This window comes from Natronorubrum marinum (assembly GCF_052040125.1).
Taxonomy (GTDB): domain Archaea; phylum Halobacteriota; class Halobacteria; order Halobacteriales; family Natrialbaceae; genus Natronorubrum.
The window spans coordinates 1,770,338-1,795,993 of the sequence record NZ_JBPPFV010000001.1 but is presented as its reverse complement, the minus strand read 5'-3'; the positions used below and the strand labels follow the sequence as shown (position 1 = coordinate 1,795,993).

The following is a 25,656-nucleotide window of genomic DNA, read 5'->3' as shown; positions in this document are numbered from 1 at the left end:
GCTCAGTCGGCGGTTTCGTCCGCGGGCGAATCGGATCGATTCACCAACACGAGCGCGGCCCCCGACAGCAGCACCATCGCGGCTCCCCAGACGATCCAAACGATCGCGCTCTCCGTCTGCAACGGTAGTCCCAAGGTAACCGCGAAGACGGCCGTCAACGCGATTGTCAGTCGTTCAGCCCGGTCGAGTTGGTCGAGCATCTTGGGTCACTCGAGGCCGGCGAGTCGCTCGAGCATCTCGTCTAAGCCGACGTTCGTCACGGCGAGCGAATAGCCGTCGATGCGGGCGAGTTCAGCCGCGTGGTCCCACAGTTCGTCCTCTTCGAGGCCGTGGAGGATCACGGCGTTCGGCGTCGGGTTGAGCACGCGCAGGGCGATGCCGACGCCTTCGCCGCGGGTGACGTTGGTGAACACCAGCACGCGGTTCGTGCTCTGGCCGTAGAGTCGGAAGAACTCCTCGCTCGAGAGGCGGGTGATCGCCTCGATGCTGTCGATCACCGTGTGGCCGCTGATGTGGTCGGTGTTGCCCGGGGAGACTACGGTCGCCTCGAGATCGTCGTGGAGTCGCGCGAGCGGGATCGAGGTCGCGTACTCTTGGAGATCGTACACGACGTCGCTGTCGAAGCCGGCCGACAGGACGCGGCCGTACTGTCGGATTCGGTCGCCGCCCCGTCGTTCGTCGATTGCCAGTAGTCCCCTGACGAGTCGGCGCACGACGCCGATGCCGGGACTCTCGCGCCGGCCGCTCTCGTAATCGGAGATAACCGACGAGGAGATGTCCAGCTCCGACGCTAGATCGGTCTGCGAGATATCGAAATCGGTCCGCCACTTGCGGAGGGTGGCGCCGGGGTCGTCGCTCAGCGTGATCTCCCCGGCTATCTTCTCCGCGAGTTCTCGTTTTGGCCCACGGCCGCTCATATACGACGGTCGGACGGTCGACTCAAGTACCTACTGAAGACGAGTCGCCGCCAGTTACGCGTCGATCGAGTCTCGTCTCCTCGAGACGACGCGAAACGCCGAGAAAACCAGTAGTAAGGGAATACGAACTGGTTACGCGTTGTTCATTCGCTGACTGTCGCGGTTGCCACACCGTGTGCACTCTCGGACCCGGTAGGGTTCGCGGGAGTACTGCGCGTTGTCTTCGTTCATGCTTTCTGTCACGAGTTGGATGCTGACCTCGTGCAGGGTATTGGTTTCACAGACGTCACACGGTTCGGTCATCCCGTTTGATACGCCACCTGTCGTTGCCATACCTGCCCATTAGATCCATCCACGATATATCACCGACACGGACTTCGGAGCGAGAGAAGGGGTATAAATAGGTGTTCTCGCGATCTGAAAACGCCCCCGCCGATCGGCCGTATGTCAGAAAATTATCAGCGGAAACGGGGCGACACCGAACACAGAGTTCGTTTCGGCGGTAACCGTTCGTGACGTCCTCTCCGGCGGTCGGTATCGGTCGCTCTCGGCCGAACCTGTTAGTGACGTTGAATCTTCTCGATACTCGGAAAACCTTTTGCTATGAGTCCCCCAACGCAATAGCATATGGATGACGAGTCCTCCATCGAGGAAATTCTGAATACGATCGGGGACGAGCACGCTCGAACCGTCCTCGCCTCGATCAGCCGCGAACCCGGCTCGGCGAAAGAACTCGCCGAGCGCCTCGATCTCTCCCAGCCGACGATCTATCGACGCCTCGAACTGCTCGAGGAGAACGAACTAATCGAGGATCGAACCCTCGTCGCTGACGACGGGAACCACTACAAGGAGTATACGTGTAACTTCAACAGCACCGTCATCTCGTTAGAAGACGACGAGTACGACGTCCGAATCTTCCGGGAAGAGAACTTGCCGGACCGGTTCACGAAGCTCTGGGACGAACTCGGTGTGAAATAACGCCCGTACAGATGCACGGCACAATTCACGCTCGTAGCGGACACACGCTCCAGTCGCGGATCGGTGAGTACGAATGAACGAAATCGTCGACGCGGTGCTCATGTTGATGCAGATGGCCGTCTTCGCGCTCTCGCTCGGACTGACGCTCATCAGCTTTCAGTCGTACACGCAAACCAAATCGAAGCGGCTGGAATCGGCGTTCATCGGCTTTGCCTTCCTCAGTATGGGCGTCGGACTCACGACGATCAACTCGCAACTCTCGTCGGCCCCGACGCTGTTTTACGTCGCCGAGACGGTCCCCTTTATCGTCGGATTCGGCATGCTCTATCTCTCGCTGTACCGTTGATCCCCGCCCTCGTTCTCGGTCTCCGACGCCGGTGAGTCGGTCGTTTCGACGTGTTCCTCGAGCCACGCTATCGCCGCCTCGACCGCGCGCTCGTCCGTTCCCCGCACGCGCAGTCGCCCGGGCCGATCCTCGCTGCGGGGATAGCTGCCGACGGTGACGTCGAACTCGTCGGTCACGCCCTCGAGCGCGTCGTGCAGCGATCCCTCGGGCGCGGGCGTGTAAATCGTCCGAGCGACGCCGTTGCCCCGGAACTCGTCGGCGACTTCGGCGAACGTGGCCTTCATTTCGTCGGGGATACCCGCGAGCACGTAGACGTTCTCGACGACACAGCCCGGTGCCCACCCCGCGTCGGTGACGAGCGGCGTCGCACCTTCGGGGATCGACGCCGCGGCGTCGAGATCGAGGTTCAGGTCGTACTCGTCGACCAGGTCCGGGTTCTCGTCGCGAAACGCGGCCGCCTTCTCGAGCAGTTGATCCCTAATTCGCTCGCGGACGACGAGTTCGCGGCCCAGTCCGTCCGCGACGGCTTCGACGGTGACGTCGTCCGGTGTCCCGCCGATCCCGCCGGTGACGACGACGGCGTCGAACGCGTCGGCCCAGCGAGCGACGTAGTCGGCGATGAGCGCTCGGTCGTCGGGAATCGTCAGGATCCGTTCGACGGTGCTCCCGCGCTCGGTGATCTGGGTCGCCAACCAGGCGGCGTTCGTGTTCGTCGTCGTCCCGGCGAGCAACTCGTCACCGACCGTGACGATCGCGACGTTCATGCGAGTCGTTCGGCCCCACGACAGTTAGCGCCTGCGCTCTCCGCGCCTGCGAATCGGCCGCGCGCCGGAGTACTCGCTGCCACTCCCGAATCACTCGACCGTCACCGTCCGGCAGCGTTCGTGTGCGCCCGTATCGACGCAGACGGGGAATGACTCGCTGTCGCCCGCCGGATAGCCGGCCTGAAACTCGAGTGCGAGGTCGGCCGTCTCGCCGGCCTCGAGCGTCAGCAGCTGGCTGTCCTCGATGGCGGGATCGTGACCGACGACGAGGTCGACGTCGGTCGTTCCTTCCTCGTCGCCGACGTTCTCGATCGTCGCGTTCACAAGGAGCAACTCCCCGCCACCGACGGGAGAGTTCGTGGACATCGACGCCACTTCGAAGGTCGCGGGCGTCGGCTCTCCGTTCTGGCCGGTCTCGTCTTCCCACTCGGATTCGAACTCCGCGAGACACTCCTGCGCGTGCGGGTTCGAGTGGGTGATGCCGGCGATAGCGTAGTCGTCCGGATCGGTCGTCAGGCCGGTGATCGCCGTGCCGTACTCCCCGTAGTTGGGGACGGTGACGGTAACGCCGTCGACCCCCTCGGAGACGGCCTGCTCGTCTGCGATTTCGAAGGTGATCGTTCCGGTAAACGGCGCGACGTCCTCGCCGACGGTGATCCCGTCTTCGATGATCGTGTTGCCGAAGCCCGACTCCGTGTAGAATCCCGTACTCGCGTAGGCGATATCGCCCTCCTCGAACGACCCGCTCACGGTCGCTCGCTCGCAGGATTCGAACGCGACGTCCTGTCCGGGATCCGGTTCGCCGTTACCCTTCTCCGTCTCCCCGACGACGACCGTCTGGCAGGCCTCGTGGGCTCCCGTGTCGACGCAGACGGGGAACTCCTCGGTGTCGCCCGCCGGCTGGCCGGCCTGAAACTCGAGCGTAAGGTCGGCAGTCTCGTCAGGTCCGAGCGTCAGGATTTCGCTATCTTCGATAACGGGGCTGTGGCCGACGACGAGATCGACGTCGGTCGTTCCCTCCTCGTCGCCGACGTTCTCGATCGTCGCATCGACGACGAGCACCTCCCCGCCGCCGACGGGGGAGTTCGTGGACATCGACGCCACTTCGAACGTCGCGGGGACCGTCGATTCCTGGGGCTCCTCGCCATCGTTGATCGCCGTCGTCTCGTCCCCCTCGTCAGCGGCGCTCCCTGCATCCAGACAGCCAGCTACCCCGACCCCGACTCCGATCCCGGTTCCCGTGGTCGCAATAAACGTGCGTCGTTCCATAGCCGACGTATCGTGGTCCCCACACATCAAACCATGTCTAATCTGCCATATCTGATTATTTTCATCAATGGTTATCTGACCTGTTCAGATCGATGTATAGCAGAATCACTAATGTTCGCGTACGAAGAAATATCAGTATTTGTGTACGTATTTCGCCGACATCATCACCTCTCGCTTGCGGGTGTCGTTCACCGGACGGAGCAGTCATTTCCGTCGCCGGCCGTCGATAAGTCGGCCGACGAACTTCGTGAAGACGCACGAGAGGCGGCCCTCGACGAAGCCGGGCGATAAATGTACGCGGAAACCGACTTTCTGCTCGCGCTCATCACGGACGACGACTGGCTCGGAGATGCCGCCGAGTCGGTGTACCGAAAGCATCGCGACGAGTTGTGGACGTCGCAGTTCACGCTTATCGAACTCCTGATGGTCGCCTACCGCGAGGAACGTGATACCGAACGCGTCGTTTCGAACGCCGCCAGTCTGGTCGAGGTACGCGGTGCTGTGGAGACGGTCGTTACGGCGGCGACATACGTAGAAGACCACGGATTCACGCCGTTCGACGCGCTCCACCTCGTCGAATCGGACGGGAAGACGATCGTCTCGAGTGACGACACGTACGAGGACGTGACGTCCCGCCTTGACCTGAAGTCCGTCGACGACGAGTAACGCTCCGCAACCACTAAACGCGGCTCACCCCAATCACATCACAATGAGCGACTGGACCGAGAAGTACCGCCCGACCACGCTGTCGGAGGTACGCGGAAACAATAAGGCCCGCGACAGTCTCGAGGAGTGGGCGGAGACGTGGGACGACCACCGGAAGTCGGTGATCGTCCACGGCAGTCCGGGCATCGGGAAGACCTCGGCGGCCCACGCGCTGGCCAACGATATGGGCTGGCCCGTGATGGAACTCAACGCCAGCGACAGCCGCGGGGCGGACGTCATCGAACGAGTTGCGGGCGAGGCATCCAAGAGCGGGACGCTCACGGCGGGCGGCGCCGGTCGACGACTCGTGATCATGGACGAGGCGGACAACTTCCACGGCAACGCCGACTACGGAGGGTCTGCCGAGGTCACCCGCGTCGTCAAGGAGGCCAACCAGCCGGTGATCCTCGTGGCCAACGAGTTTTACGACATGAGCCAGTCGCTGCGCAATAGCTGCGAGACGATCGAGTTTCGGGACGTCTCGAAGCGCTCCATCGTGCCCGTCCTCCGGGACATCTGCCGGCGCGAGGACGTCGAGTTCGAGGAGGAAGCCCTCGAAAAGATCGCCGAGTCGACGAGCGGCGACCTGCGGTCGGCCGTCAACGACCTCCAGGCGGTCGCCGAGGAAGCCGATCGGCTGACTGTCGACGACGTCGTCACGAGCCAGCGCGACCGCACCGAGGGCATCTTCGACTTCCTCGATACGGTCATCAAGGAGGCGACGGCTGAGGAGGCACTGCGGGCATCCTACGACGTCGACGAGAACCCCGACGAGATGCTGAACTGGATCGAGGACAACATGCCGAAGGATTACGAGGGGGCGGAGCTGGCCGACGCCTACGGCTACCTCGCGAACGCGGATCGGTGGCTCGGTCGCGTTCGAGCCACCCAGAACTACTCCTACTGGCGCTACGCGACGGACAACATGACCGCCGGCGTCGCCGCCTCCCGTCGCGGCGACAAAGGTGGCTGGACCCGCTACGGCCCGCCGAGTTATTGGTCAAAACTCGGCCGAACGAAAGGGACCCGGAACACACGAGATTCCATCGCGGAACGCATCGCCGAGCGCGAGGGAACGAGCGTCGCCACTGCACGACGGGAGATCCTCCCGTTCCTCTCGGCGATGACTCACCACTGCACGAACCGCGACCTCACCGTTCGGATGGCCGCGACCTACGACCTCGACGAGTCGGAGGTGTCGTTTATCACCGGCAGCGGGAAGGACACCAACAAGGTTCAGTCGGTCGTCGAGGACGCCGAGGAACTGCTCGCCGAGGAGACCGTCGAACACTCCGGCAGCGCGTTCTTCGATACCGGAGACTCGAGCGACGACGAGACGACCGATACCGACCCCATCACGGAGAACGACATAGACGCCCCCGAAGCCGGAAACGATCAGGAGACGCTGACTGTCGTCGCCGATTCGGGGGACGAAGACGACGAGTCCGATACCGACTCGCCAGCGGCGGATCCCGAACCGGCCGACGACGACCAGTCCGGACTGAGCGACTTCATGTAACTGCGCGATCGATGGACTGTCCGCCGCCGTTGAAATATCCGCGTGTAGAACGATCGACACTATTACTTTGGAGACCGTCGACAGTAGACACCGGTGAGCGGGCGAATGACTGACAACCTACGCTGTCCCCTCTGTACAGAATCGTACGACGACCGGACGGACCTCCGCGTCCACCTTGAGGTCGAGCACCGAAAGTCGGAACTCGTCACGAAGATCGTCGAACTGTCCGATACCGCCACCGACACTGGTCTCGAGGACGAGCCGACCGTCGCCGACGAGAAACGGCCGGCCCCGTCGGCCGACTGATCGCTTTCTGATCCCGTCAGCCGTCCGTAGTCAGAAACCGCTCCAGAAACCTCGACGAAAGTTCGGTTTCGACACCGACAGCTAGCTCTCGAGGCGTCTCTCCCTCGAGCGGCGGCACCGTCTCGACGTCGTAGCCGGTCATTCGCTCGAGTTCGGCGGGGTTGGTCCGTTCGGCAACCGTTGCGCCCGCGTACTCGTTACAGACGATACCGGCGATATCGACGCCGCGGCGCTCGAGGGCTTCGATCGAAAGCGCGGTGTGATTGAGCGTTCCGAGTCCCGACCGGGTGACGACCACCGCAGTCGCATCCAGATCCGCAACGAGGTCGATCACCTCGCGGTCTTCGGCGAGGGGGACCCGAAGGCCGCCGATTCCTTCGACGATCGGGAGCGCGGTCTCCGCGATGGCATCCTCACAGGCCGTCAGAATCGAGTCGTACGTCAGTTCCTCGTCAGCTTCCGCTGCGGCTACTCGCGGCGCGAGCGCGGGCTCGAGATAGCGCGGACAGGTCGCGGCCTCGTCCTCTCTACACGCCTCGGCGACGAAGCCAGCGTCGTCGTCCGGCGGGTAGCCGGTCTGGGCGGGTTTAATCGCTCGAGCGTCGATCCCTTCCTCACGGAGCCAACGGGTGACTCCAGCGGTCACGACGGTCTTTCCGATACCGGTACCGGTTCCGACGATCGCGATCGTAGTGGGAGTCTCGCTCATCGTTCGACCCTCAGAGAATCCCGACGTCTTCGCCCGCCGCCCGGAACGCCTCGAGGCAGGCGACGATGTCGCGCTGTTCGTGGGTCGCCATTGGAGCGACGCGGATTCGACTCGTTCCCTCGGGCACCGTCGGCGGACGGATCGCGGGTGCGACGATCTCCCGCGAGCGGAGTCCGTCCGCCAGCGCGAGCGCATCCCGTCGGTCGCCGACGAGGACGGGGAGGATCTGCGAGTCGCCGATAACTTCGAAGCCCATCGACTCGAGCCCGTCGCGGAGGTGGGCTACGTTCTCCCAGAGCCGTTCTCGGACGTCGCTGTGGCGGGCGACGTGGAGCGCCTCGCTCGCGGCCGCCGCTGCCGGCGGTGCGAGTCCCGTCGAGAAGACGAACGACCGGGCGTCGTTGCAGAGACATTCGATCAACTCGTCGCTCCCCGCAACGTAGCCGCCCTGGCTCGCCAGCGCCTTCGAGAGCGTCCCCATCTGGACGTGGACGCGATCCTCGAGTCCCTCCGACTGGACGACGCCGCCGCCGTTCGCGTAGAGTCCCGTCGCGTGGGCCTCGTCGACCATCATCCACGCGCCGAACTCCTCGGCGAGGGCACAGAGCTCCGTGATCGGTGCGACGGTACCATCCATGCTGAACACGGAGTCGGTGACGATCAGCCACGACTCGTCCGCGTCGCCGGCTGATCTGGCTCGCTCCTCCAGTTTCGTCCGCAGGCTCGTCGGATCGCAGTGGCTGTAGACGATCGAGTCGGCGTCCGTGAGACGACAGCCGTCGATGATACTCGCGTGGTTGTACTCGTCGGAGAAGATCGCGTCCGGCTCGAGGGCCGTGATCGTCCCGACGTTCGCGGCGTACCCCGAGGCGAACGCGAGTGCGCGTTCGGTCCCCTTCGTCTCGGCGAGTACGCGTTCGAGGTCCTGGTGAACCATCGTGTCGCCGGTGACGAGCCGACTGGCACCGGCACCCGTGCCGACGGTCGCCGCGGCCTGCCGGGCCGCGTCCTGAATTCGCTGGTCGTCGGTCAGCCCCAGATAGTTGTTCGAGGCGAACACCAGCGCTTCGGCCGAGTCGAGAACCGGTAGCTCGCCGCCACAGGGCGGTGCGAAGTAGCCCCGTTCGGCGACCCGGTCGACGGGCGAGAGCGCTCGTTTCAGATCGGATTCCTCGAGGGTGTCGAGTCGATCCTCGAGGTCGAACCCGCGGTCTTCCATTCGGGTGTACGGTGTCAGTGCCATGGTTTGACTCTCACGGTTCTGTGTTGCACGCATTACGTCAGTGCTCGTGACCGTTCGCATCGTCGTATCCGCGTCTGTGGGGCCGTTTCGGTCGACGGAGGACACGAGTCGAAGGCGACGCGGAAAACTCGTCCGGCCCGGCGACTCGGTTCAGAATCCGGGCATCAGTTCGACGGGCCCGAAGACGCCGTACTCGCCGGCGCGATTTCGCCGGACGCCGGTCTTCAGGTAGCCGAGCGCCGGCCCGTTGACGTTCGCCTCCATGCTGGTCTCGTCGCCTAGTTGGAAGGTGTTCGTCGCCGTCTCTCCGTCGAAGGTCGTCCCCGTCACGCTAACGGTGGTCGTCGTCGGCTTCTCGTCGCTTTCGACGTCGAGGATGCCGCCGACGGTCACGTTCTCGGCGTCGCAGACGCCCGCGCGCTCGAGGAGCACGTCGTCGGCGTGTTCCATGTCCTCGAACTCGATGACGCCGTCGTGATCGTCGATAATGTGCTCTATCTCCGCGTCCGAGAGGTCGCGAGCCGTCTCGATGTCGTACTCGGGGAGGTGTGCGATGTCCTCGCGGACGGTGCCGCGGTTGTCCTGGTAGCCGGATTTGAGACCGACGCCCCACCAGATCTCGACGTCGGTGACCTCGACGAACGACTGGGCGGCCAGCGCTGCTGCACCGGTGAGCAGGCCGGGTGTCGCGCCGACGCCACAAATGAACGTGATACCCGCATCTTCGAACGCGTCGCTGCGCTCGTCTAACATGCCGATCACGCGCGAGCGTTTGAGCACGTCGATCATGACGCCTGAGTAGCCGCCCTCGAGGAACCGGTCTGCGACCCGCGGGATGAAGTCGTGTTCGTAGTTCGGCAGCGCCAGCAGGACGGCGTCGATCTCGTCGCCGCGGTCGATGACGTCCTGAATGGGATCCTCGCTGAGGCGGGCCTGACTCGAGGCGACGACGCCCCTGTCCTCGCCGTGTTGTTTGACGCCGCCCTCGCCGTCTGCCGGTGTGGCGCCCGTTCCGCCGTCGGCCGCCACTTCGTTGTCGATGTTGCCCTCGGTTGCGGCCAACAACTCGTCGACGTCCAGTCCGTCGAAATCGATCGCGGTACCGTGGCGGTCACAGGCTACGACGGGCGTCAGATGGTCCTTGTGCTGGCTCACCTCGAGTGCTCGTCGGCCGATTCCTCCCGTTCCGAGTACTGCAAACGTGATGTCGTCCATTGTCGTGTTTCGAATATCCGTTAGTCGTCAGTCATCGCTCGGTTCCGGGCCCGTACTCGCCGTCGTCTCGGTCGACGACTCCGCGTCCTCCGCGCCGCGAGCCTTGACCGCCTCCGGATCGAACTGGTTGGTCTCCGTATTGGGCTCGAGGCCAGCGCGTTCGACGATTTCGAGGTCCTCTCCGGGGGACTGCCCCTCCGTCGTGAGATAGTCGCCCGTGAGCAGGCCGTCGGCACCCGCCTCGAGCGGCAGATGCTGCTCGTCGGGCGAGAGGTTGACCTCACGACCGCCCGTCAGCCGAACGCGGGACTCGGGGTGGAGCAGTTTGTACACCGCGACAGTTTTGACGATCTCCTCGGTACTGATTTTGACGCCCTGCTCGGCTAACGGCGTCCCCGCGACCGGGTTGAGGACGTTCACCGGGAGCGAGGAGATACCGATCTCCTGCAACGCGATGGCGGCGTCGACGCGGTCGGTCGGCGTCTCCCCCATCCCGAGGATGACGCCGGCACAGAGGTCCATGCCGGCCTCCTTGGCGACCTCGAGCGTTTTTACGCGGTCCTCGAAGCTGTGGGTGCCGACGATTTCGGGGAAGTATCGCGGCGAGGTCTCGATGTTGTGATTGTAGTGGTTGATCCCCTCCGCGGCGAGGATCGCGGCCTCCTCTTCGGTGAGGATGCCGAGGGAGGCGTCGACCTCGAGATCGCACTCGTCGCGGACGAGTCGGATGGACTCGAGAACCTCCTTCCACTCTTCGGGGCGATTTGCCTTCGAGACGCCCTTCTCCGCGACGACGATGCCGAAGCGCTGGGCCCCGTCGCGCTCGGCACGCATGGCCGCCTCGAGAATCTTCTCGGGCCCGAGGAAGCCGTAGGTGTCGATGCCCGTGTCGAAGTGGACCGACTGCGCACAGAACCCGCAGTCCTCCGCGCAGTTGCCCGCCTTCGCGTTGACGATCGAGCAGGCGTCGACCGTGCCGTCACCGTACTGATCGCGCACGGCGGCGCCGGCCTCGGCAAGCGGCTCTACTGGCTGGGCCATTAGCGCGAGCCCGTCGGTTCGATCGAGTCGCTCGCCGGCGAGCACGCGCTCGAGTGCGTCGTCGACCGTCTGGTTGTCCGTCTCGTAAACCACGGATCGTACATGGGTTGACGAGAATAAAGTGTTTGGGAAACGTCCTGTTATTGCGACGAACGGGATACCGGATCGACTCGAGAGCTGAATCGCCCCTCCCGGCCGTCGTACCGGATCGAAACAAACCGAACACAGGGGCGTTCGACGGCGACTTCGAGCGAGTCGGGTCGGTTCCGTTGGGCTTTGCGTCACGAAACGTCTGCGAGCCGGAGCGGCTCCGGCTCCGTTCCGGGTGGCGCTTCAGAATCTCGTTATCGGTGTATCGCCGCCGTTGGCACCGTTGTTGGTCGCATCGTTGCCAGCGTCGCCGTTACCTCCACCGTTGCCGTTTGCGACACCGTTGCCCGTATCGCCGTTACCGCTGCCGTTCCCGCCGTCGCCAACGTCGTTACCGTTTTCACTGCTTTCGCCCTCTCCCTCGCCGTTCGCGCCGTCACCTGCTTCACCGTTGCCGTTTGTACCGTCTTCATCGCCGTTCACGTCGTCAGTGTCGCCGTTTCCATCAGCTTCGTCGCCGTTCTCACCGTTGCCAGTTTCATCGTCGGCGTCTTCATCACCGTTCTGGTCGTCGGCGTCTTCATCACCGTTCTGGTCGTCGGCGTCTTCGCCGCCGTTCTCTTCGTAGCCTTCCTCTTCGGCAGTCGTCGTTGCCTCGTCAGACGCAGCTTCTTCGATTTCGTCTTCGCTCTCGAGTCCCTCCGATTCGACTCGTTCCATCGTGTTCGCTGCGGATTCCTCGGCGTACTGTTGGATCTGCGTGATACTGACGAGCGTGATCTGGACGATCACGATGCTGATCGCGGCGACCGCCTGCCTCGCCACGAGTAGAATCTGTATAATCGTCACCTGCACGAACGTGACGACGATACCGCGCGCCGCCCCGATGGCGAGCGCCTGGATCTGCGTCACGCTCGTGACCTGCGTCTGTATCGACGCCCCTTGCGCACAGCCGTAGGCGGCCGCCATCATCTGGGTGACGCCGACGTCTTGTCGCTGGGCCGCTCCGCGAACGGCGCCTTCCGCGGCACCCTGTGCAGCGGCTTGTAACTGGGTGATCGAGACGCTCTGGTGCTGTGTCACTCCGCTGAGCGCGCCCGAGGCCCCGCCCCAGGCGGCCGCCTGAATCTGCGTTACGGACACCGACTGCGCCTGCACGAGCGACCCCGTCGCGCCGCCGAGTGCGGCGATCTGGAGCTGTTCGACGGTCACGACCTGTGCCTGATACGCCGCGCCGCGGCACGCTCCCCTCGCCGCGTGCTGGATTTGGGTTGCGGTGACGCGCTGGTACTGTGCGAGCGCGCCGTTCATCCCACCTCCCACGAGCGCCTGAACCTGTGAGGCGTCGATCTGCTGGGTCTGTGACTGCTGGAGCGCCAGCAACTTGAGTTCGTCGTCGTCCTCGTCCGGACTCTCGAACTCCTCCGGATCCGTCTCCGGTTCTTCCTCCGGTTCCACCTCGAGCGCTCCGAACACCGCCCCGCTCGCGGCTCCGAAGATTTGGTCGTCGTCCGCGTCCGGGTGCTCATCGGCGGCGTCGTTCGCCGCATCGACCGCCGCCTCTCGCTGTTCGTCCGTGACTTCGATGCCCTCGTCCTCGAGGCGTTCAATTCCCTCGTCGATGCCGGCTTCGGCGGCTCCGTCCTCTTGTGCGAACGCCGTCGCCGGTACCACTGTGCCGGCGGCGAGGACTGCGCTCGTTCCCGCCAGAAGCGTGCGACGCGACAGACCGATGTCGTACGCCCGGTCCCCGTGCGTTCGCTGATTGTTGTCTCTCATGGTCTCCTCACTGCCTCCGAAAATCGTCTCCGATGCGACTGTCGGACTGCGATTACTGATAGTCGGATTCCCGCATAAACGAGGTAGATTGTTCTGGGCCGCTGCGCGCATTTCCAGTGAACGGGCGAATCTAACGTGGAATTGAATTTCCGGCTATCTCGGTAACGGAATGCCGACTGAGACGTTCGATATCTGTCGGATCGGCACTCAGCCGAGACGACGACCGCCCGCGTACTGCACCGTCGGCGATCGGTAATCAGTCGTTCGTCGAACGAACCGTCAGGCAGTTTCTGCTCGTCGTCCGGCCGGTCGACGATTCTGCACTCGATGACCGAATACCGATACCGTCGGGAAGCAGGCGCGGTAATAACGTCGTGACCACTCAAAGTGTGAGACTGCGACCGCGTCCCCGTCGTAACGCGAGGATCGATGGGTCTCGGTAACCAGCTCCATGATCACAGGTAACCTTCTGTGGAGGGCGTGTGGCCGACTGCTTCACATCGATGACGACGACAAATCACACAAACGTTCTTCGAAATCGAGAAAACTACGGTATTGTCAACTATCGATTGTTGGTCCGATCGAAAACGGCCGACACACTAATACACCATCAGTTCTGTCCGTTGCTGGTGAAAAAATTCCAAAAGTTAAAGTCGTGCTATTATGTATATACTCGGAAGAAGTTCATGGTAGATAGTACGACAGATACGAGCTCGGGTGACGACGCGTTCGACGTGGGGGCGAGCGCCGACGAACTGTTCGGGGAGTTCGCGGACGAGTCGCTCGAGGGGGCGGACGAGGAGTCGACAGCCGAGTCGACGACGGGGGATGGGGACGATACCAGTGCCGACGGCGTCGAGGATCAGACGGCTGCGGACGTCTTCGGGCAGCTCCGGGCCAACGCCGAGAACGACGCCGACGAAGTGCTCGCGGACGAGAGTCCCGAGGACATCATCGCGAGCGCGGACGACCCTGACCCGGAGCCCGAGATCGACGACGACCTCCGCGTCGACGACGACGAACTCGCGGATCTGTTGCTCACTGGCCGAACGAAAGAAAAGGAGTTCCTCTGGGTGGAGTCCGGAGCGTCTCCCGAGACCGAGATCGACGCTGAGGGCGAGGTCGATTCCGAGGGCGAAACGGCAGAAAGCGAGCCCGACGGTGTTGCCGAGCCCAAAGACGAGACCGACACCATCTTCGAGGGCGACGACACGAGTGCCTCCGTCGCGGAGACGGAACCGGCTACCGACGAGGGGAGCGCTCTCGAGTCGTCGGATCCGGAAGCCGGTGACCTCGAACTCGAGGACACCGAGACACCCGAGAGTGCCGAGACGCCCGATGAACCCACCGACGCATCGGAGTCGGACGAAACGGCGCTCGTCGCCAAAGACGAGGGCGACGTGCCGGCGACGGTGGAAGACGACGGCGGATCCGGCGGCGTCCTCGGCTGGCTGCGGTCGAAGCTCGGCGGTTTGTTCTAACCCTGCGAGACGGCGGTTGAACGCTCGCTTTACAGTCCCGTTTTACTCATTTCAGTACGTCTCCCGAGCACTCACGGCTCGGGATGCCACTCGAGGCCGTCTCGACGAACCGAGAACGGTCTTTCGCCGCAGCTTGGACACCGCGTGCCGCCGCCCGGATCGTCTTCGCGCTCCGGAATCGTGTGCTCGAACCCGCAGGACGTACACTCGATGTGGACCATGTCGAGACCGACGGTTCGAGCGATCATCCCTACGGTGCGGGCAACGGCCGGCCGATGACGGGACCGAGGACGGCGTCAGCGATCCGTCGTACTCGATTCGAGCACGGTGAGATAACAGAAGTACGTCAGCGCGGCGACGATCAGCGACACCGCCAGCACGGTGACGCCGGCGAAGCCGTCAAGCGCCGCTTCGGGAGTGTTCCAGAGGTAGAGACCGCCTTCGATTGCGAACGCGGTGAGCGCGCCGTAAAAAAGCGCCAGGGCGATCGCTCGAACCACCGCCATCGCCCCGCGTTCGCGGCTCTGGAACAACTCGAGGACGAACAGGAGCGCGAAGACGAGCAGATAGAACGGTTCGGGAACCGCCTGCCCGAGCGTCTGTGGGCCGGTTACTGCGAGATAGCCGTAGTACGCCAGCGCGAGCAACACGCCACCGACCAGCGTAAGCGATAGTCCGTAGCCGCTTGCGTCCTCGACGGTCGCCGGGACGAGCCCGTCGTTCGCATCGACGCCGTCGGAGGCTTCGGCTGTCGAAGCATCGTCGTCGTCGGGTTCGGACATACTTGACTAGTACCCGTAGAGCATAACAAACGTTCGCACGATTATCGCGAATAGACGGGCCCGTTTTGCACCTGAACTTTCGTACCGAAACCGACTCGACTGCCACGAAAACGAGAGCGGCGGGTGTCCCGACTCGAGGCTATCCGAGGAAGCCTTCGATGTGGTCGGCGACCTCTTCGGGGGTGTCTCCGACGGGGACGCCCGCGTCGTTGAGGGCGTTGATCTTGCTCTCGGCGGTACCCGTCCCGGAGCCCGAGACGATTGCACCGGCGTGGCCCATGCGCTTGCCCGGCGGCGCGGTACGGCCGGCGATGAAGCCGGCGACCGGCGTATCGACGTAGTCGTCGATGAACGCGGCGGCCTCCTCCTCGTCCTCGCCACCGATCTCACCGCACATGACGATGGCCTCGGTCTCGGGGTCGTCCTCGAACAGTTCGAGGGCGTCGACGAAGTCCGTGCCGATGATCGGGTCGCCGCCGATACCGATCGCGGTGGTCTGGCCGATGCCGCGGTTGGTCAGGTTGTCGACGACCTGGTAGGTCAGCGTTCCCGAGCGGGAGACGAGACCGACGTTCCCCTCCGAGAAGATGTTGCCGGGGAGAATGCCGAGTTTGGCCTCGCCGGGCGTGATGAGACCGGGACAGTTCGGCCCGATGAGACGGGTGTCCGTCTCGGAGAGTCGCTTGTTGACCCGAGCCATGTCCTGGGTCGGGATGCCCTCGGTGATCGCGACCGCGAGGTCGAGATCCGAATCGAGCGACTCGAAGACGGCGTCGCCGGCAAACGCCGGCGGGACGAAGATGACCGAGGTGTCGGCGTCTTCCTCCTCGACGGCCTCGTGGACCGTGTCGTAGACGGGGACGCCGGCGGCCTCCTGACCGCCCTTGCCGGGAACTGCGCCGGCGACGACGTTCGTGCCGTACTCCATCATCTGTTCGGCGTGGAACTTGCCCTCCCCGCCGGTGATGCCCTGTACCACGACGCGCGTGTCCTCGTCGACTAGTACACTCATTGGTCGTTCACCTCCGCAGCGTACTGGACAGCACGCTGGACCGCATCCTCGAGGGTCTGTTCGACCGTCACGAGGTCCTCGTTTAGAATCTCCATCCCTTCTTCCCAGTTGGTACCGGCGAGGCGGACGACCACCGGCTTGGGAATCTCGTCGAACTGCTCTAACGCTTCGTTGATCCCCTTGGCAACCTCGTCGCCGCGGGTGATCCCGCCGAAGATATTGAAGACGACGCTGTCGACGTTGTCGTCGGAGAACACCATGTCGAGCGCGTTCGCAATTCGGGCCGCCTTCGCACCACCGCCGACGTCCAGGAAGTTCGCCGGCTCGCCGCCGTAGTGGTCGACGAGGTCGAGGGTGGTCATGACGAGGCCGGCACCGTTGCCGATGATCCCGACGTTGCCATCGAGACGGACGTAGTCGAAGCCGTACTCGTCGGCCTTCTGCTCGAGTTCGTCGCCGGTGCTCGCGGCTTCCGCCTCCATCTCGGCGAGTTCGGGCTGGCGGAAGAGCGCGTCTTCGTCGATGTTCATCACGGCGTCGGCCGCGATGACCTCGTCGTCCGCGGTGACCATCAGCGGGTTGATCTCGGCGTCGGCGCCGTCGCGGTCGTCCCAGAGCTGGTAGAGCGTGGTGAGGACGCTCGAGACGTCGCGGGCGATTGCCTGATCGACGCCGGCGTCGTACACTGCCTTGCGGGCCTGATAGGGGTGCATCCCGAAGGCGGGGTCGATGTGTTCGCGCGCGATGGCGTCGGGGTCGTCCTCAGCGACCTGCTCGATGTCGACGCCGCCCTTCGTCGAGACCATCGCGACGGGTTTGCCCTCGCCGCGGTCCATCGTGATCCCCACGTAGAGTTCGTTGGTGAAATCGACCGCCTCCTCGACGAGGACGCTGCCGACGTGGTAGCCCTTGAGATCCATCCCCAGAATCTCGTCGGCCGCCTGCCGCGCTTCGTCCTCGTCGTCGACGAGTTTGATCCCGCCGGCCTTCCCGCGGCCACCGACCTGTACCTGTGCTTTGATCGCGACTGGATACCCGATCTCCTCGGCCGCGGCAACAGCGCCGTCGACGTCGGAGGCGAGTTGAGACGCTGGCGTCGGAATCCCAGCGTCGGCGAAGACCTGCTTCGCCTGATACTCGTGTAGTTTCATAGCCATTCGAACGGCCGTTCCGACCTTGCTTAAATCCTGTTAGTTTCCACTCGCGACCGGAATCTATCGACGGGCATCAACTTCATCGTGACACTGCGTTTGCATCGTTCTCTCATCTCCGAACGTTATGTGTATTTTCAACTATGGTGGGGTAAAATCCGTTCGCACGTTCGAACTCGAGCCGTTTTCGACGCCATCGGTGTGGGATTGTCAACCTCTCTCGTCACGCCCAGCTTACGAGAGGGACGCGACGACCGCACTCGAGGCGACCGAAGCGTTTGTCTCCGGTCGGCCGCAACTGACCCCTACAGGGACCGGCCGGGGCACGACCAGGGATCGACGCGAACTGATCGGCGGCCGGACGGCGCTCGATCGAACCTATGCTCGTCACCGCCACCGCACGCTGGAGGCCGAACTGACGTGACCGCCCCGACTGCGTCCCGCGGCGGACGGCGGTGGGTCGCGTCGCTCCAGCGGACACTCCGGCTGTTGGTCCACAGCAACCTGTTCATCTCGCTGGCCACGATGAGCGTCGTCGTCACCACGGTCCTCCTCGCGGATCTTCCGCTCGAGGCGTTGCCCCTCTTCATCGTCTTCGCGGCCACGCTGTTCGTCTACACGGTCAACCGGTTCACCGACCTCGAGGAGGACGAAGCGAACGTACCGGACCGCGCCTCGTTTACGAAACGCTACGGACGACTTCTCCTCGCCCTCGGCGTCGGCTGTTACGTCATCGCTATCGCAATCGCCGTGCTGGAGGGGTTGCCGGGTGCGATCTACCTGCTGCTTCCGCTGGTCGTCGCCCTCCTCTACTCGGTCGGCGGGATCAAGCGGGTCTTCCTCGTAAAGAACGTCTTCGTCGGATTCGCCTGGGGACTGATTCCGCTCGGCGTCGGCTACTACTACGAACAGCTTTGGACGCTCGAGATCCTCGCGGTCGCGGGCTACGTGATCGCGATGATCACCATCGCGGCGGTGATCTTCGACGTCAAGGACATCCTCGGCGACCGCGAGGAGGGGATCGCTACCGTTCCGAACACGCTCGGCACCGCGGCGACTCGGCGATACTCCCAGGCCGCGAACGTCGCCGTCGCCGCCGCCGTTGTCGGCCTGGTGTTCGGGACCGGAGTCTCGCTCGAGTTCCTCTCGCTGCTCGCGATGAACGGCTACGTCGCGGGCTACATCCCGTTCGCCACGCCCGAGCGCGGCCCGTTGTACTACGGCTTCGTTGTCGACGGCGAGCACGTGTTTCTCGCCGCGGTCGTCCTGCTCGTCGAGTGGCTCGGCGCGCTCTGAGTCGGTGGCCCCTCGTCACTCCGCTCGTACCCATCTCACCAGCCCGATCAGTCCGATCACGGCGATGGCGACCCAGCCGACGGCTATCACGAGTGCGATGATCTGGAGGACGAACGCCCGACCTTCCATCCCGGAGAACGAAGACGGCGCGAGCAGCCCGGTCCATCTGGCTGCGCCGATCGCGACGGCGAGACAGGCGAGTAACAGGACTCGATTCCGGAGGTAGCCACGATAGTCGTCGGCGTCCATCGCTCGTGCCGTAGCGGACGATGACGGCGTACTAATCGATACCGTCTCGCGATCGGCAAAAGACGCAGGTAGCGTTCAATCGGACAGTGCAGACGGTGCTCTAGCAGTCGGCTCCGAGTCAGTGACGAGGGATTACGGTCGCTCGGGATTTGCCACCTGGTACAGCAGTTCGATAGTCTGTTCCGGCTGGTTGTCCGCGAGCACGTCGTCCAGTACCTCCCGGTGCTCTCGATCGAGTTCGTGGGTGGACGATTCGTATGCCTCGAACGCACGGTCGATATCTTCGGCCTCCAAAAACGTCAGGAGAAACGTTCCGTCCGCCCTCGATTCGACGAAGCTGGCCTCCGTGTACACTCCTTCGTGCCGGAGGGTTTCGACGGCTTCCGCTCGGCGCGACCGGAGCTCCGCCATCCACTCGCGGAGTCGATCGGTCTTGCCAGGTTCGACGCGGTGTTTCACGAGCACGACGTCGGTCATACCGGTACCTACCACGGACAGGGAAATAGCGATTGGGACGCTCTCGTGAATTCGAGCCAGTCAGTCCCGATCCGTCTCGCTCCAGTCGCAGTCCTGGCACTTCCAGCCGGTGATGAACTCCGTCACCGACGGCATGTAGCCGACTTGCAGGACGTCTCCGCCGCAGTCGGGACACTCTCGATCGGCGTCCTCGATCGGTTCGGCCTCCATCACCGAGTCGTCCTCGATCAGTTCCGCGAGTTTCTTGCCCGTGACCATTCGTCCCTGAACGACGCGATTTTCGCTCACACTCGAGCGTTCGGGTGCGGCCCCCTAAGCGTTTTCAGGTTGCATCGGGTGATCGGTCGGCTCGAGCGACCACCCACTCGAACGCGAATCGGACGATTTAACCACCTGAGGGCGAAATCGGAGAGTACGTGCGAGGGTAGCCAAGCGGCCAACGGCGGCGGACTCAAGATCCGCTCGTGTAGACGTTCGTGGGTTCGATTCCCTCCCCTCGCATCGCATTCGGTGTGAAAGCACCGATACAGATGCGGAAGATCAGCACGAAGCGATCTTCCCTCGCAAAGCTTCTGCGGACACACGACGTTCTCGAGCGATCGCTTTCGATACTAGCTCCGTCCTCGACGTTCGGTTCCCGTAGGGAAGGCGGCCACGATTACGGGTGCACGATCACCACTCGAGCAGCGCCCGTCGGCCGTGGGCCCAGACGAGGATCACGAGGAACGTCGCGACGCCGGTCAGCGCGAACGCGCCGCCGACGTAGAAGACCGACGCCATGCTCACTTCGTACATGAGCCAGCCGCCCAGCAACGGCGCGATGACGCTGCCCGGCCGCCAGACGAGTTCTCGGATGCCGAAACTCGAGGCGACGCCGCCCTCGTCGGTGCCCTCGTCTGCAAACAACGCCATGCTCGCGGGTTCGCGGAAGCTGTCGGCGATGCCCAACAGGCCGGCGATGGCGACCAGCGGAAGAAACGCCGCGGAAACGCCGCTGAACAGCGTGAGTTGCGCGGGGATCGACTCGAGCGGAAGGATTGCGGGAAGCGTCGCGCCGGCGAGGATCGCCGGAACGCCGACGACGATTTCGGCGGACAGTCCGAGCGCCGAACCGATCGCCGGCGAGAAGGGCACGAGCAACGCGACCAGCCCGTACGCCGCGCCGCCGGCGAAGACGAACAGCGCTCGGCCGTAGCCGTCCGAGAGCCGTCCGGTAAAGGGCTGACAGCACATGTTGGTGAACTTCTCGGCGACGACGGTGAGCGAAACGGCGAGTCCGCCGTAGGCCAGCCCGCCCTGTGCGGCCGCGACGCCGGCGTAGATCGGAACCCAGGTCCGAACGAGGGTAACCGAAAACGCGTACTGGACCCGGAACGTCGAGAGCGTGATGAGCTTCCGGTTGAGCGCGAGGTCGGTGAACGGAAAGCCGTGAACGCGGGTCTCGTCCGTTTCGAGGTACCGAAACGTGCCGAGCCACGCGACGAACATGATACAGACGATGATCGCGAAAATAGGGCCGAAACCGAACGCCTCGTAGAGTGTCCCCGCGCTGAGGCTGCCGACGATCGACGCAGCGAAGTTGGCCGCGTTCGCCTTCCCGATGTAGTTCGCTCGCGCACCGCCGTCCGCGAGTTGGCCGACGAGCGAGAGCGTCATCAGGCCGGCCCCGGTGACAGCGACTCCCTGCAGCGCTCGAATGGCGATGAACGACGCGCTCGAGTCGACGATCGGAAACAGGCCGTAGACGACGATGCCAATCCCGAGGACGACGAGCAGGACGAGGCGTTTGTCGAACCGATCGCCGGCCCAGGCGAGCGGGACGACGGTGACCGTCTGTGCGAAGGTGAAGCCGGTGGTGTACAGTCCGACGACGAGTCCCGCGCCGATCGTCAGCCCGAGGACCGTCGTCCCGGACGGATTGAGCGCGTTGATGTAGTACGGCAATAGCGTGATCAGCGTGATGAAGCCGAACCCCTCGGAGAATCGGGTGAGATAGAGCGACCAGAACTGCAGACGATCCTCGTTCACGGCGGACGTTTCGGAAGCCGTGAAAAGACTGTTTCGAAACGAAGGTGTCGAGAAGCCGGGGTGAGCGTCTCGTTCCCCGTCTGCCGAAGACCCCGAACGAACGACGCTACTCGTCGCGTTGGTCCGTGTCTGCAGTGCCGCATTGCTATCCCTTTTCAGTCCGCCCGACGGACGAGGGATAATGAGCGAACGCGAACAGGACGCCCATCGAGCGAGCGTCGCACACCGCGCGGCCGCCGCCGGCGCGGACGTCGCCGCGGCGTCGTTTCGGACCGATCTCGAGATCGAACGCAAGGACGGGAAGATCGACGTCGTCACGCAGGTCGACCGAGACGCCCAGCGGCGGGTAATCGAGGTTCTCGAGGACGCGTTCCCGACGGACCCAGTCGTCGGCGAGGAGGAGGACGCGCTGAAAGCGGTCCCCGAAGACGGCCCGGCCTGGATCGTCGACCCCATTGACGGGACGAACAACTACGTAAACGAGAACCGGGCGTTCGCGACGGCCGTCGCCGCCGTCCGCGACGGTGAGCCGGTCGGTGCCGCAGTCGTCTGTCCCGCGCTGTCCGATACGTACCGATCCGGTCCCGACGACGCGGTTCGCAACGACGAGCCGCTCTCGGTCAGCGACGTGAGCGATCCCGAGGCGGCGACCGCTTGTCCGACGTTCTGGTGGGACTACGACCAGCGCGACCAGTACGCCGCGGCGACCCGCGCGATCGTCGAGCGATTCGGAGACATGCGCCGGTTCGGCTGCGCCCAGCTTGAGCTCGCGATGGTCGCGTCGGGAATGCTCGAGGGAACCATGACCAATCTACGGGCCAACTCGTGGGACACCGTCGCGGGCGTCCACCTGATTCGCGAGGCCGGCGGGACCGTCACTGACTTCGAGGGGAACCGCTGGCGACACGACAGTCAGGGGCTGGTAGCCTCGAACGGGGAGATTCACGACGAACTCCGCGCTGCAGCGCTCGAAATCGACGGTGTGACGACGTGACGGTCATCGAGGATCGACTGTCAGACCCTGCAGGAAATCGGAAACGGTAAGCGCTCGCCCCCACGGATATCGACCATGGACGAGTATATCGAACGGTACGGGGCCGAGAACGTCTGGGCCGCGGCCGTCGTCCTCCTCTTTGGCGGTATCGCCATCGCTGCCCTCCTCTTCCCGCAGCGGGTGTACGTCGACTTCATCTGGCAGTACTACTGGGGTCCGGTGGTCGCCGACGCCCACGGCTGGGGCGAGGTCGCTTGGGCCGGCGGCGAACAGATCAACGCGAACGACGCCGGACCCGACGACGGGCCGTTCGCCTCGCCCGGCTACACCGTCGTTTCCTACGCCGGCTACATTCCGACGTTGATCCTGATGGCGGTCGGAATCCTGTTCGCGATTCGGCGCCTCGATATCACCCGCTATCGGGCGGGATTTTTCGCGCTGTTCCCGTTCATGCTGTTCGGCGGGGCGCTGCGAACCGTCGAGGACGCGAACGTCGCCGCCTACCGCGAGACGGGTGAACTCGCGATTCAGCTCCCGTGGTCGGGCTTCATCATCAGTCCGCTGATCTACTTCACGGTGGCGTTTATCGCCTTCGTCGCGGTCGTCGGCTCCGTCTGGCTCGACCGGAACGACTACGTCTCGGGGTACGAGTACCCGCTGTTCAGCGTCGGTGCAGTGGTACTCGCTACGACCGTCGGCTGGCTCGGCTATCTCGCCGCGACGACGGAGTACGTATCGTTTTATCCGTCGATCGCGGCGATCGTGCTCACGGCTGCGACCGTCTCGACCGCGCTCGTCTGGTGGGGAATTCAGCGCTTCGCCCCCGGGTTGAACGCGGGGACCGGAACCATGGGTATCGTCATCATCTGGGCCCACGCCGTCGACGGCTTCGCGAACCAGTTGATGCTCGACTGGTCGCACGTCTGGGGGCTCGGCTACAGCCCGAAACACCCGGTCAACGAAGCCATCGTCACCTACACCGGATCGGTCGTCCCGGCGGGCGTCACGGCGGTCATCGGCGAAGCCTGGCCGTTCGCACTCCTGAAACTCGCCGCGCCGGTCTTCATCATCTGGATCTTCAACGAGGAGATCTTCGAGGAGAGTCCGCGGTTTGCCATCCTGATGATGATCACCGTCGTCGCCGTCGGTCTCGGGCCCGGCACCCGTGACATGCTTCGGGCGACGTTTGGGGTCTAAACGCCGGATCGAGCGGTCTTGGGGCCGCTATCGTTCAATTTTTGCAATTATCTGACTCGAGATGCGCGCTCACTACGGATGCAAAAGTACCTTCCCGCCTCGAGATTCCTCACGTCGTCTTCGCGCGGCGATGCCGCGCGAACGGTTCGGAGACCGGAGGTCCTGCGCTATTCGGACCCGCTCTTTGCTCGCGGGCCAACGGCCCGCTCGTACGGCTCGAGGGACGCTTTGCGTCCCCCGATGGGGAAAATCTAGGCTAAAAATACCGGGTAACGTCGTTTCCCGAGCCCTCGCTCACTTCGTTCACGAGGCGGTCGCTCACGAAACGTGACGATAGGTTCGGACACGCGCGCCTCTGGCTCATCCGTCTCCGAACGGGTTCGCAACTCGATCAGAATGAGAACGTCGGATACCGACTGCTCCGCTCTCGATCGCTCAGCGCTTCCAGAACGCTCCCGTGAACAGGACGAGCACGGGGATGATCTCGAGGCGGCCGACCCACATGAGAAAGATCATCACGAGTTTCGACGTCGTCGTGAAGTCTCGATACCCGCCGAACGGACCGAGCTCTCCGAACCCCGGTCCGATATTGCCGATGGTCGCGATGCTCGCGCTGATCGCGTCGATCGCGCTGAGCGAGATGTCGCCTCGAGTCGAGTCGACGGCGATGAACACCGTCGCGACGACGAAGATGAGCAAGTAGAGGAGCGTAAAGCCGAGGACGCCGCGGATCACGTCCTCGTCGACGACGTAGCCGCCGAGCCGGATCGGTCTGACGGCGTCGGGGTGGGCGGCCGTGAGCAGTTCGCGTTGGGCGACTTTCCAGATTACCAGCCAGCGAATGATTTTGATGCCACCGCCGGTCGATCCGGCGCTGCCGCCGATGAACATGGCCGTCAGGAGGACGATCTGAGCGGTCCCGTCCCACTCCGCGAAGTCGCTCGTCGCGAACCCCGTCGAGTTCATCAGGGAGACGATTTGAAACAGGCCGTGTCGCAGGGCGCTCTCGCCGACACCCTCGGTCGTGCCGCCCAACGCGCCGAGTGCGGGGGCCCCACCGCCGTACAACAGTGCGCTGAGAACCGCCGCGAGAACGGCAATTGCGCCGGCATACCCTCGGAACTCGGTGTTCTGAAGGAACCGGCGAGGCTCGCCGTGTAACACGTACCAGAAGAGCGCGTAATTGACTCCTGCGACGACCATGAACGGGATGATGACCCACTGGACGACCGCGGAGAAGGCCGCGATGCTGTTCGCCTCCGGCGAGAACCCGCCGGTCGGCAGGGTTGAGAACCCGTGGGCGACCGCGTTGTAGAAGTGCATGTTTGGAGCCAGCCCGACGAGGTGGAGTCCGTAGAGGAGTCCGATGAGGACGATCGTGAACCCGAAGTAGACGAGCCAGAGGATGCGGGCCGTCTCGGCGATCTTCGGGGTGAGCTTCTGTAACTCCGGCCCCGGCGCTTCGAACCGGATCAGCTGCGCCCCGTTGACCGCGAGCTCCGGGAGGATAGCGATCATCAGGACGATGATCCCCATGCCGCCGAGCCACTGGGTGAGTTGGCGCCACATCATGATCGCGTGGGAGTGGTGGTCGGTCGAAATATCGCTCATTACGGTCGCGCCAGTCGTCGTGAACCCGGACATCGATTCGAACAGTGCGTTCACCGGGTGAGCGAGCGCAGATTCGGTTCCGTAGCCCGCGAGCATGTACGGAATCGCCCCGACGAACGCCACCGCGAGCCACGCCAGCGCGACCAACAGTATCGCTTCCCGCGACCGTAACTCCGGATCGGAATCGAGTCGCTCGAGGGAGAATCCGATAGCGACGGTAATCGCAATCGTCGCCGCGAAGACGAGAATATCCTCCTGATAGACGATGGCGACGGCGAGCGGGACGACCAACCCGAGGGCGATATACTTGAGAACGGTTCCGGTAAATGAAACGCTGGCTCGCCAATCAACACGTATATGCATACTCTCACATCTGGTGTCGGCAGTACCAGAGACACGCTATCCCAAAATTCGACGGCACATAATTCTGCTGAAAGCGTATCCGACGGGCGGACTCGAATCGCCGTCGGACGGTACGGACCGATTGGCCCCGTCGC

At 63.8% G+C, this 25,656-nt stretch carries 28 protein-coding genes and 1 tRNA gene; 10 read left to right on the top strand and 19 right to left on the bottom strand.

Going from position 1 to position 25,656, the window contains the following annotated elements; translation table 11 throughout:
- Window positions 1–2: 2 nt before the first annotated feature.
- From ACSFC5_RS08850 to ACSFC5_RS08840, 3 genes are all read right to left on the bottom strand, one after another.
- Window positions 3–200 (bottom strand): hypothetical protein, encoded by a 198-nt coding sequence (locus ACSFC5_RS08850; RefSeq protein ID WP_440764847.1) that lies wholly within the window; start codon window positions 198–200, stop codon window positions 3–5.
- A 6-nt stretch (window positions 201–206) separates the two neighbouring features.
- A complete protein-coding gene (locus tag ACSFC5_RS08845; RefSeq protein WP_440764846.1) occupies window positions 207–917 on the bottom strand; it encodes a helix-turn-helix domain-containing protein in 711 nt (236 codons plus the stop codon).
- Between the two features lie 132 nt (window positions 918–1,049).
- Window positions 1,050–1,250 carry a DUF7835 family putative zinc beta-ribbon protein gene (locus ACSFC5_RS08840; RefSeq protein ID WP_436343880.1) on the bottom strand — a complete coding sequence of 67 codons (201 nt, stop codon included), beginning with the start codon at window positions 1,248–1,250 and terminating at the stop codon, window positions 1,050–1,052.
- Between the two features lie 294 nt (window positions 1,251–1,544).
- Here ACSFC5_RS08840 and ACSFC5_RS08835 point away from each other — a divergent pair, with 294 nt between their 5' ends.
- Both ACSFC5_RS08835 and ACSFC5_RS08830 read left to right on the top strand, forming a co-directional pair.
- On the top strand, window positions 1,545–1,895 hold the full coding sequence (locus ACSFC5_RS08835) for an ArsR/SmtB family transcription factor (RefSeq protein ID WP_440764845.1): 351 nt from the start codon (window positions 1,545–1,547) through the stop codon (window positions 1,893–1,895).
- Between the two features lie 73 nt (window positions 1,896–1,968).
- Window positions 1,969–2,241 carry a DUF7521 family protein gene (locus tag ACSFC5_RS08830; RefSeq protein WP_440764844.1) on the top strand — a complete coding sequence of 91 codons (273 nt, stop codon included), beginning with the start codon at window positions 1,969–1,971 and terminating at the stop codon, window positions 2,239–2,241.
- Here the strand turns inward: ACSFC5_RS08830 and ACSFC5_RS08825 are convergent.
- Both ACSFC5_RS08825 and ACSFC5_RS08820 read right to left on the bottom strand, forming a co-directional pair.
- Window positions 2,220–3,005 (bottom strand): competence/damage-inducible protein A, encoded by a 786-nt coding sequence (locus tag ACSFC5_RS08825; RefSeq protein WP_440764843.1) that lies wholly within the window; start codon window positions 3,003–3,005, stop codon window positions 2,220–2,222. The two genes, ACSFC5_RS08830 and ACSFC5_RS08825, sit on opposite strands and share 22 nt — an antisense overlap.
- Before the next feature lie 90 nt (window positions 3,006–3,095).
- Window positions 3,096–4,274 carry a prolipoprotein diacylglyceryl transferase gene (locus tag ACSFC5_RS08820; RefSeq protein WP_440764842.1) on the bottom strand — a complete coding sequence of 393 codons (1,179 nt, stop codon included), beginning with the start codon at window positions 4,272–4,274 and terminating at the stop codon, window positions 3,096–3,098.
- A 291-nt stretch (window positions 4,275–4,565) separates the two neighbouring features.
- Between ACSFC5_RS08820 and ACSFC5_RS08815 the strand changes: the two genes are divergently transcribed.
- The 3 genes from ACSFC5_RS08815 to ACSFC5_RS08805 all read left to right on the top strand — a co-directional run bounded on the left by ACSFC5_RS08815 (window position 4,566) and on the right by ACSFC5_RS08805 (window position 6,804).
- Entirely contained in the window at window positions 4,566–4,940 is a 375-nt protein-coding gene (locus tag ACSFC5_RS08815; RefSeq protein WP_440764841.1) for a PIN domain-containing protein, read from the top strand.
- Window positions 4,941–4,983: 43 nt separating this feature from the next.
- Window positions 4,984–6,498: a replication factor C large subunit gene (locus ACSFC5_RS08810; protein WP_440764840.1), complete on the top strand. Its 1,515-nt coding sequence runs from the start codon at window positions 4,984–4,986 to the stop codon at window positions 6,496–6,498.
- A gap of 105 nt (window positions 6,499–6,603) precedes the next feature.
- Window positions 6,604–6,804 carry a hypothetical protein gene (locus ACSFC5_RS08805; RefSeq protein WP_440764839.1) on the top strand — a complete coding sequence of 67 codons (201 nt, stop codon included), beginning with the start codon at window positions 6,604–6,606 and terminating at the stop codon, window positions 6,802–6,804.
- A gap of 16 nt (window positions 6,805–6,820) precedes the next feature.
- On the opposite strand, the gene bioD is transcribed toward ACSFC5_RS08805, so the two are convergent.
- The 5 genes from bioD to ACSFC5_RS08780 form a co-directional block, all read right to left on the bottom strand.
- Window positions 6,821–7,513: a dethiobiotin synthase gene (gene bioD, locus ACSFC5_RS08800; protein WP_440764838.1), complete on the bottom strand. Its 693-nt coding sequence runs from the start codon at window positions 7,511–7,513 to the stop codon at window positions 6,821–6,823.
- Between the two features lie 10 nt (window positions 7,514–7,523).
- A complete protein-coding gene (locus ACSFC5_RS08795) occupies window positions 7,524–8,732 on the bottom strand; it encodes an aminotransferase class I/II-fold pyridoxal phosphate-dependent enzyme (RefSeq protein ID WP_440765035.1) in 1,209 nt (402 codons plus the stop codon).
- 174 nt (window positions 8,733–8,906) lie between these two features.
- Window positions 8,907–9,971, bottom strand: a complete 1,065-nt coding sequence (gene bioU, locus ACSFC5_RS08790; protein WP_440764837.1) for a (S)-8-amino-7-oxononanoate synthase BioU — start codon at window positions 9,969–9,971, stop codon at window positions 8,907–8,909.
- Between the two features lie 27 nt (window positions 9,972–9,998).
- Complete coding sequence (bioB, locus tag ACSFC5_RS08785) at window positions 9,999–11,105, bottom strand: biotin synthase BioB (protein WP_440764836.1); 1,107 nt, start codon at window positions 11,103–11,105, stop codon at window positions 9,999–10,001.
- A gap of 240 nt (window positions 11,106–11,345) precedes the next feature.
- Window positions 11,346–12,881 (bottom strand): ICP22 family protein, encoded by a 1,536-nt coding sequence (locus ACSFC5_RS08780; protein ID WP_440764835.1) that lies wholly within the window; start codon window positions 12,879–12,881, stop codon window positions 11,346–11,348.
- A gap of 686 nt (window positions 12,882–13,567) precedes the next feature.
- Between ACSFC5_RS08780 and ACSFC5_RS08775 the strand changes: the two genes are divergently transcribed.
- Window positions 13,568–14,362 (top strand): hypothetical protein, encoded by a 795-nt coding sequence (locus ACSFC5_RS08775; protein WP_440764834.1) that lies wholly within the window; start codon window positions 13,568–13,570, stop codon window positions 14,360–14,362.
- Between the two features lie 71 nt (window positions 14,363–14,433).
- Here ACSFC5_RS08775 and ACSFC5_RS08770 read toward each other — a convergent pair whose 3' ends face one another.
- From ACSFC5_RS08770 to sucC, 4 genes are all read right to left on the bottom strand, one after another.
- On the bottom strand, window positions 14,434–14,610 hold the full coding sequence (locus ACSFC5_RS08770; protein ID WP_440764833.1) for a hypothetical protein: 177 nt from the start codon (window positions 14,608–14,610) through the stop codon (window positions 14,434–14,436).
- A 48-nt stretch (window positions 14,611–14,658) separates the two neighbouring features.
- Entirely contained in the window at window positions 14,659–15,144 is a 486-nt protein-coding gene (locus ACSFC5_RS08765; RefSeq protein WP_440764832.1) for a hypothetical protein, read from the bottom strand.
- 139 nt (window positions 15,145–15,283) lie between these two features.
- A complete protein-coding gene (gene sucD, locus ACSFC5_RS08760) occupies window positions 15,284–16,156 on the bottom strand; it encodes a succinate--CoA ligase subunit alpha (RefSeq protein WP_440764831.1) in 873 nt (290 codons plus the stop codon).
- Window positions 16,153–17,307, bottom strand: coding sequence for an ADP-forming succinate--CoA ligase subunit beta (gene sucC / locus ACSFC5_RS08755; RefSeq protein WP_440764830.1), 1,155 nt, complete (start codon window positions 17,305–17,307; stop codon window positions 16,153–16,155). Before sucC ends, sucD begins: the two co-directional genes overlap by 4 nt.
- A gap of 420 nt (window positions 17,308–17,727) precedes the next feature.
- Between sucC and ACSFC5_RS08750 the strand changes: the two genes are divergently transcribed.
- On the top strand, window positions 17,728–18,603 hold the full coding sequence (locus tag ACSFC5_RS08750; protein WP_440764829.1) for a UbiA family prenyltransferase: 876 nt from the start codon (window positions 17,728–17,730) through the stop codon (window positions 18,601–18,603).
- Between the two features lie 15 nt (window positions 18,604–18,618).
- Here ACSFC5_RS08750 and ACSFC5_RS08745 read toward each other — a convergent pair whose 3' ends face one another.
- The 3 genes from ACSFC5_RS08745 to ACSFC5_RS08735 all read right to left on the bottom strand — a co-directional run bounded on the left by ACSFC5_RS08745 (window position 18,619) and on the right by ACSFC5_RS08735 (window position 19,617).
- A complete protein-coding gene (locus ACSFC5_RS08745) occupies window positions 18,619–18,852 on the bottom strand; it encodes a hypothetical protein (RefSeq protein WP_440764828.1) in 234 nt (77 codons plus the stop codon).
- Between the two features lie 132 nt (window positions 18,853–18,984).
- Window positions 18,985–19,329, bottom strand: coding sequence for a DUF6176 family protein (locus tag ACSFC5_RS08740; protein ID WP_440764827.1), 345 nt, complete (start codon window positions 19,327–19,329; stop codon window positions 18,985–18,987).
- Window positions 19,330–19,389: 60 nt separating this feature from the next.
- Entirely contained in the window at window positions 19,390–19,617 is a 228-nt protein-coding gene (locus ACSFC5_RS08735; protein ID WP_440764826.1) for a DUF5795 family protein, read from the bottom strand.
- A 130-nt stretch (window positions 19,618–19,747) separates the two neighbouring features.
- Here ACSFC5_RS08735 and ACSFC5_RS08730 point away from each other — a divergent pair.
- Window positions 19,748–19,830: transfer RNA gene (locus ACSFC5_RS08730), tRNA-Leu, on the top strand.
- A 171-nt stretch (window positions 19,831–20,001) separates the two neighbouring features.
- Here the strand turns inward: ACSFC5_RS08730 and ACSFC5_RS08725 are convergent.
- On the bottom strand, window positions 20,002–21,357 hold the full coding sequence (locus tag ACSFC5_RS08725; protein WP_440764825.1) for an MFS transporter: 1,356 nt from the start codon (window positions 21,355–21,357) through the stop codon (window positions 20,002–20,004).
- 181 nt (window positions 21,358–21,538) lie between these two features.
- On the opposite strand from ACSFC5_RS08725, the gene ACSFC5_RS08720 reads away from it, so the two are divergent.
- Both ACSFC5_RS08720 and ACSFC5_RS08715 read left to right on the top strand, forming a co-directional pair.
- Window positions 21,539–22,351: an inositol monophosphatase family protein gene (locus ACSFC5_RS08720; protein ID WP_440764824.1), complete on the top strand. Its 813-nt coding sequence runs from the start codon at window positions 21,539–21,541 to the stop codon at window positions 22,349–22,351.
- Between the two features lie 75 nt (window positions 22,352–22,426).
- Complete coding sequence (locus ACSFC5_RS08715; RefSeq protein ID WP_440764823.1) at window positions 22,427–23,548, top strand: DUF63 family protein; 1,122 nt, start codon at window positions 22,427–22,429, stop codon at window positions 23,546–23,548.
- Between the two features lie 435 nt (window positions 23,549–23,983).
- Here ACSFC5_RS08715 and ACSFC5_RS08710 read toward each other — a convergent pair whose 3' ends face one another.
- Window positions 23,984–25,522, bottom strand: coding sequence for a TrkH family potassium uptake protein (locus tag ACSFC5_RS08710; RefSeq protein ID WP_440764822.1), 1,539 nt, complete (start codon window positions 25,520–25,522; stop codon window positions 23,984–23,986).
- Between the last annotated feature and the right edge of the window lie 134 nt (window positions 25,523–25,656).

Excerpts from the sequence above, each read along its gene's own strand:
- ACSFC5_RS08850 (WP_440764847.1), bottom strand. The coding sequence starts at position 200 with ATGCTCGACCAACTCGACCGGGCTGAACGACTGACAATCGCGTTGACG.
- ACSFC5_RS08845 (WP_440764846.1), bottom strand. The coding sequence starts at position 917 with ATGAGCGGCCGTGGGCCAAAACGAGAACTCGCGGAGAAGATAGCCGGG.
- ACSFC5_RS08840 (WP_436343880.1), bottom strand. The coding sequence starts at position 1,250 with ATGGCAACGACAGGTGGCGTATCAAACGGGATGACCGAACCGTGTGAC.
- ACSFC5_RS08835 (WP_440764845.1), top strand. The coding sequence starts at position 1,545 with ATGGATGACGAGTCCTCCATCGAGGAAATTCTGAATACGATCGGGGAC.
- ACSFC5_RS08830 (WP_440764844.1), top strand. The coding sequence starts at position 1,969 with ATGAACGAAATCGTCGACGCGGTGCTCATGTTGATGCAGATGGCCGTC.
- ACSFC5_RS08825 (WP_440764843.1), bottom strand. The coding sequence starts at position 3,005 with ATGAACGTCGCGATCGTCACGGTCGGTGACGAGTTGCTCGCCGGGACG.
- ACSFC5_RS08820 (WP_440764842.1), bottom strand. The coding sequence starts at position 4,274 with ATGGAACGACGCACGTTTATTGCGACCACGGGAACCGGGATCGGAGTC.
- ACSFC5_RS08815 (WP_440764841.1), top strand. The coding sequence starts at position 4,566 with ATGTACGCGGAAACCGACTTTCTGCTCGCGCTCATCACGGACGACGAC.
- ACSFC5_RS08810 (WP_440764840.1), top strand. The coding sequence starts at position 4,984 with ATGAGCGACTGGACCGAGAAGTACCGCCCGACCACGCTGTCGGAGGTA.
- ACSFC5_RS08805 (WP_440764839.1), top strand. The coding sequence starts at position 6,604 with ATGACTGACAACCTACGCTGTCCCCTCTGTACAGAATCGTACGACGAC.
- bioD (WP_440764838.1), bottom strand. The coding sequence starts at position 7,513 with ATGAGCGAGACTCCCACTACGATCGCGATCGTCGGAACCGGTACCGGT.
- ACSFC5_RS08795 (WP_440765035.1), bottom strand. The coding sequence starts at position 8,732 with ATGGAAGACCGCGGGTTCGACCTCGAGGATCGACTCGACACCCTCGAG.
- bioU (WP_440764837.1), bottom strand. The coding sequence starts at position 9,971 with ATGGACGACATCACGTTTGCAGTACTCGGAACGGGAGGAATCGGCCGA.
- ACSFC5_RS08780 (WP_440764835.1), bottom strand. The coding sequence starts at position 12,881 with ATGAGAGACAACAATCAGCGAACGCACGGGGACCGGGCGTACGACATC.
- ACSFC5_RS08775 (WP_440764834.1), top strand. The coding sequence starts at position 13,568 with ATGGTAGATAGTACGACAGATACGAGCTCGGGTGACGACGCGTTCGAC.
- ACSFC5_RS08770 (WP_440764833.1), bottom strand. The coding sequence starts at position 14,610 with ATGATCGCTCGAACCGTCGGTCTCGACATGGTCCACATCGAGTGTACG.
- ACSFC5_RS08765 (WP_440764832.1), bottom strand. The coding sequence starts at position 15,144 with ATGTCCGAACCCGACGACGACGATGCTTCGACAGCCGAAGCCTCCGAC.
- sucD (WP_440764831.1), bottom strand. The coding sequence starts at position 16,156 with ATGAGTGTACTAGTCGACGAGGACACGCGCGTCGTGGTACAGGGCATC.
- sucC (WP_440764830.1), bottom strand. The coding sequence starts at position 17,307 with ATGAAACTACACGAGTATCAGGCGAAGCAGGTCTTCGCCGACGCTGGG.
- ACSFC5_RS08745 (WP_440764828.1), bottom strand. The coding sequence starts at position 18,852 with ATGGACGCCGACGACTATCGTGGCTACCTCCGGAATCGAGTCCTGTTA.
- ACSFC5_RS08740 (WP_440764827.1), bottom strand. The coding sequence starts at position 19,329 with ATGACCGACGTCGTGCTCGTGAAACACCGCGTCGAACCTGGCAAGACC.
- ACSFC5_RS08720 (WP_440764824.1), top strand. The coding sequence starts at position 21,539 with ATGAGCGAACGCGAACAGGACGCCCATCGAGCGAGCGTCGCACACCGC.
- ACSFC5_RS08715 (WP_440764823.1), top strand. The coding sequence starts at position 22,427 with ATGGACGAGTATATCGAACGGTACGGGGCCGAGAACGTCTGGGCCGCG.
- ACSFC5_RS08710 (WP_440764822.1), bottom strand. The coding sequence starts at position 25,522 with ATGCATATACGTGTTGATTGGCGAGCCAGCGTTTCATTTACCGGAACC.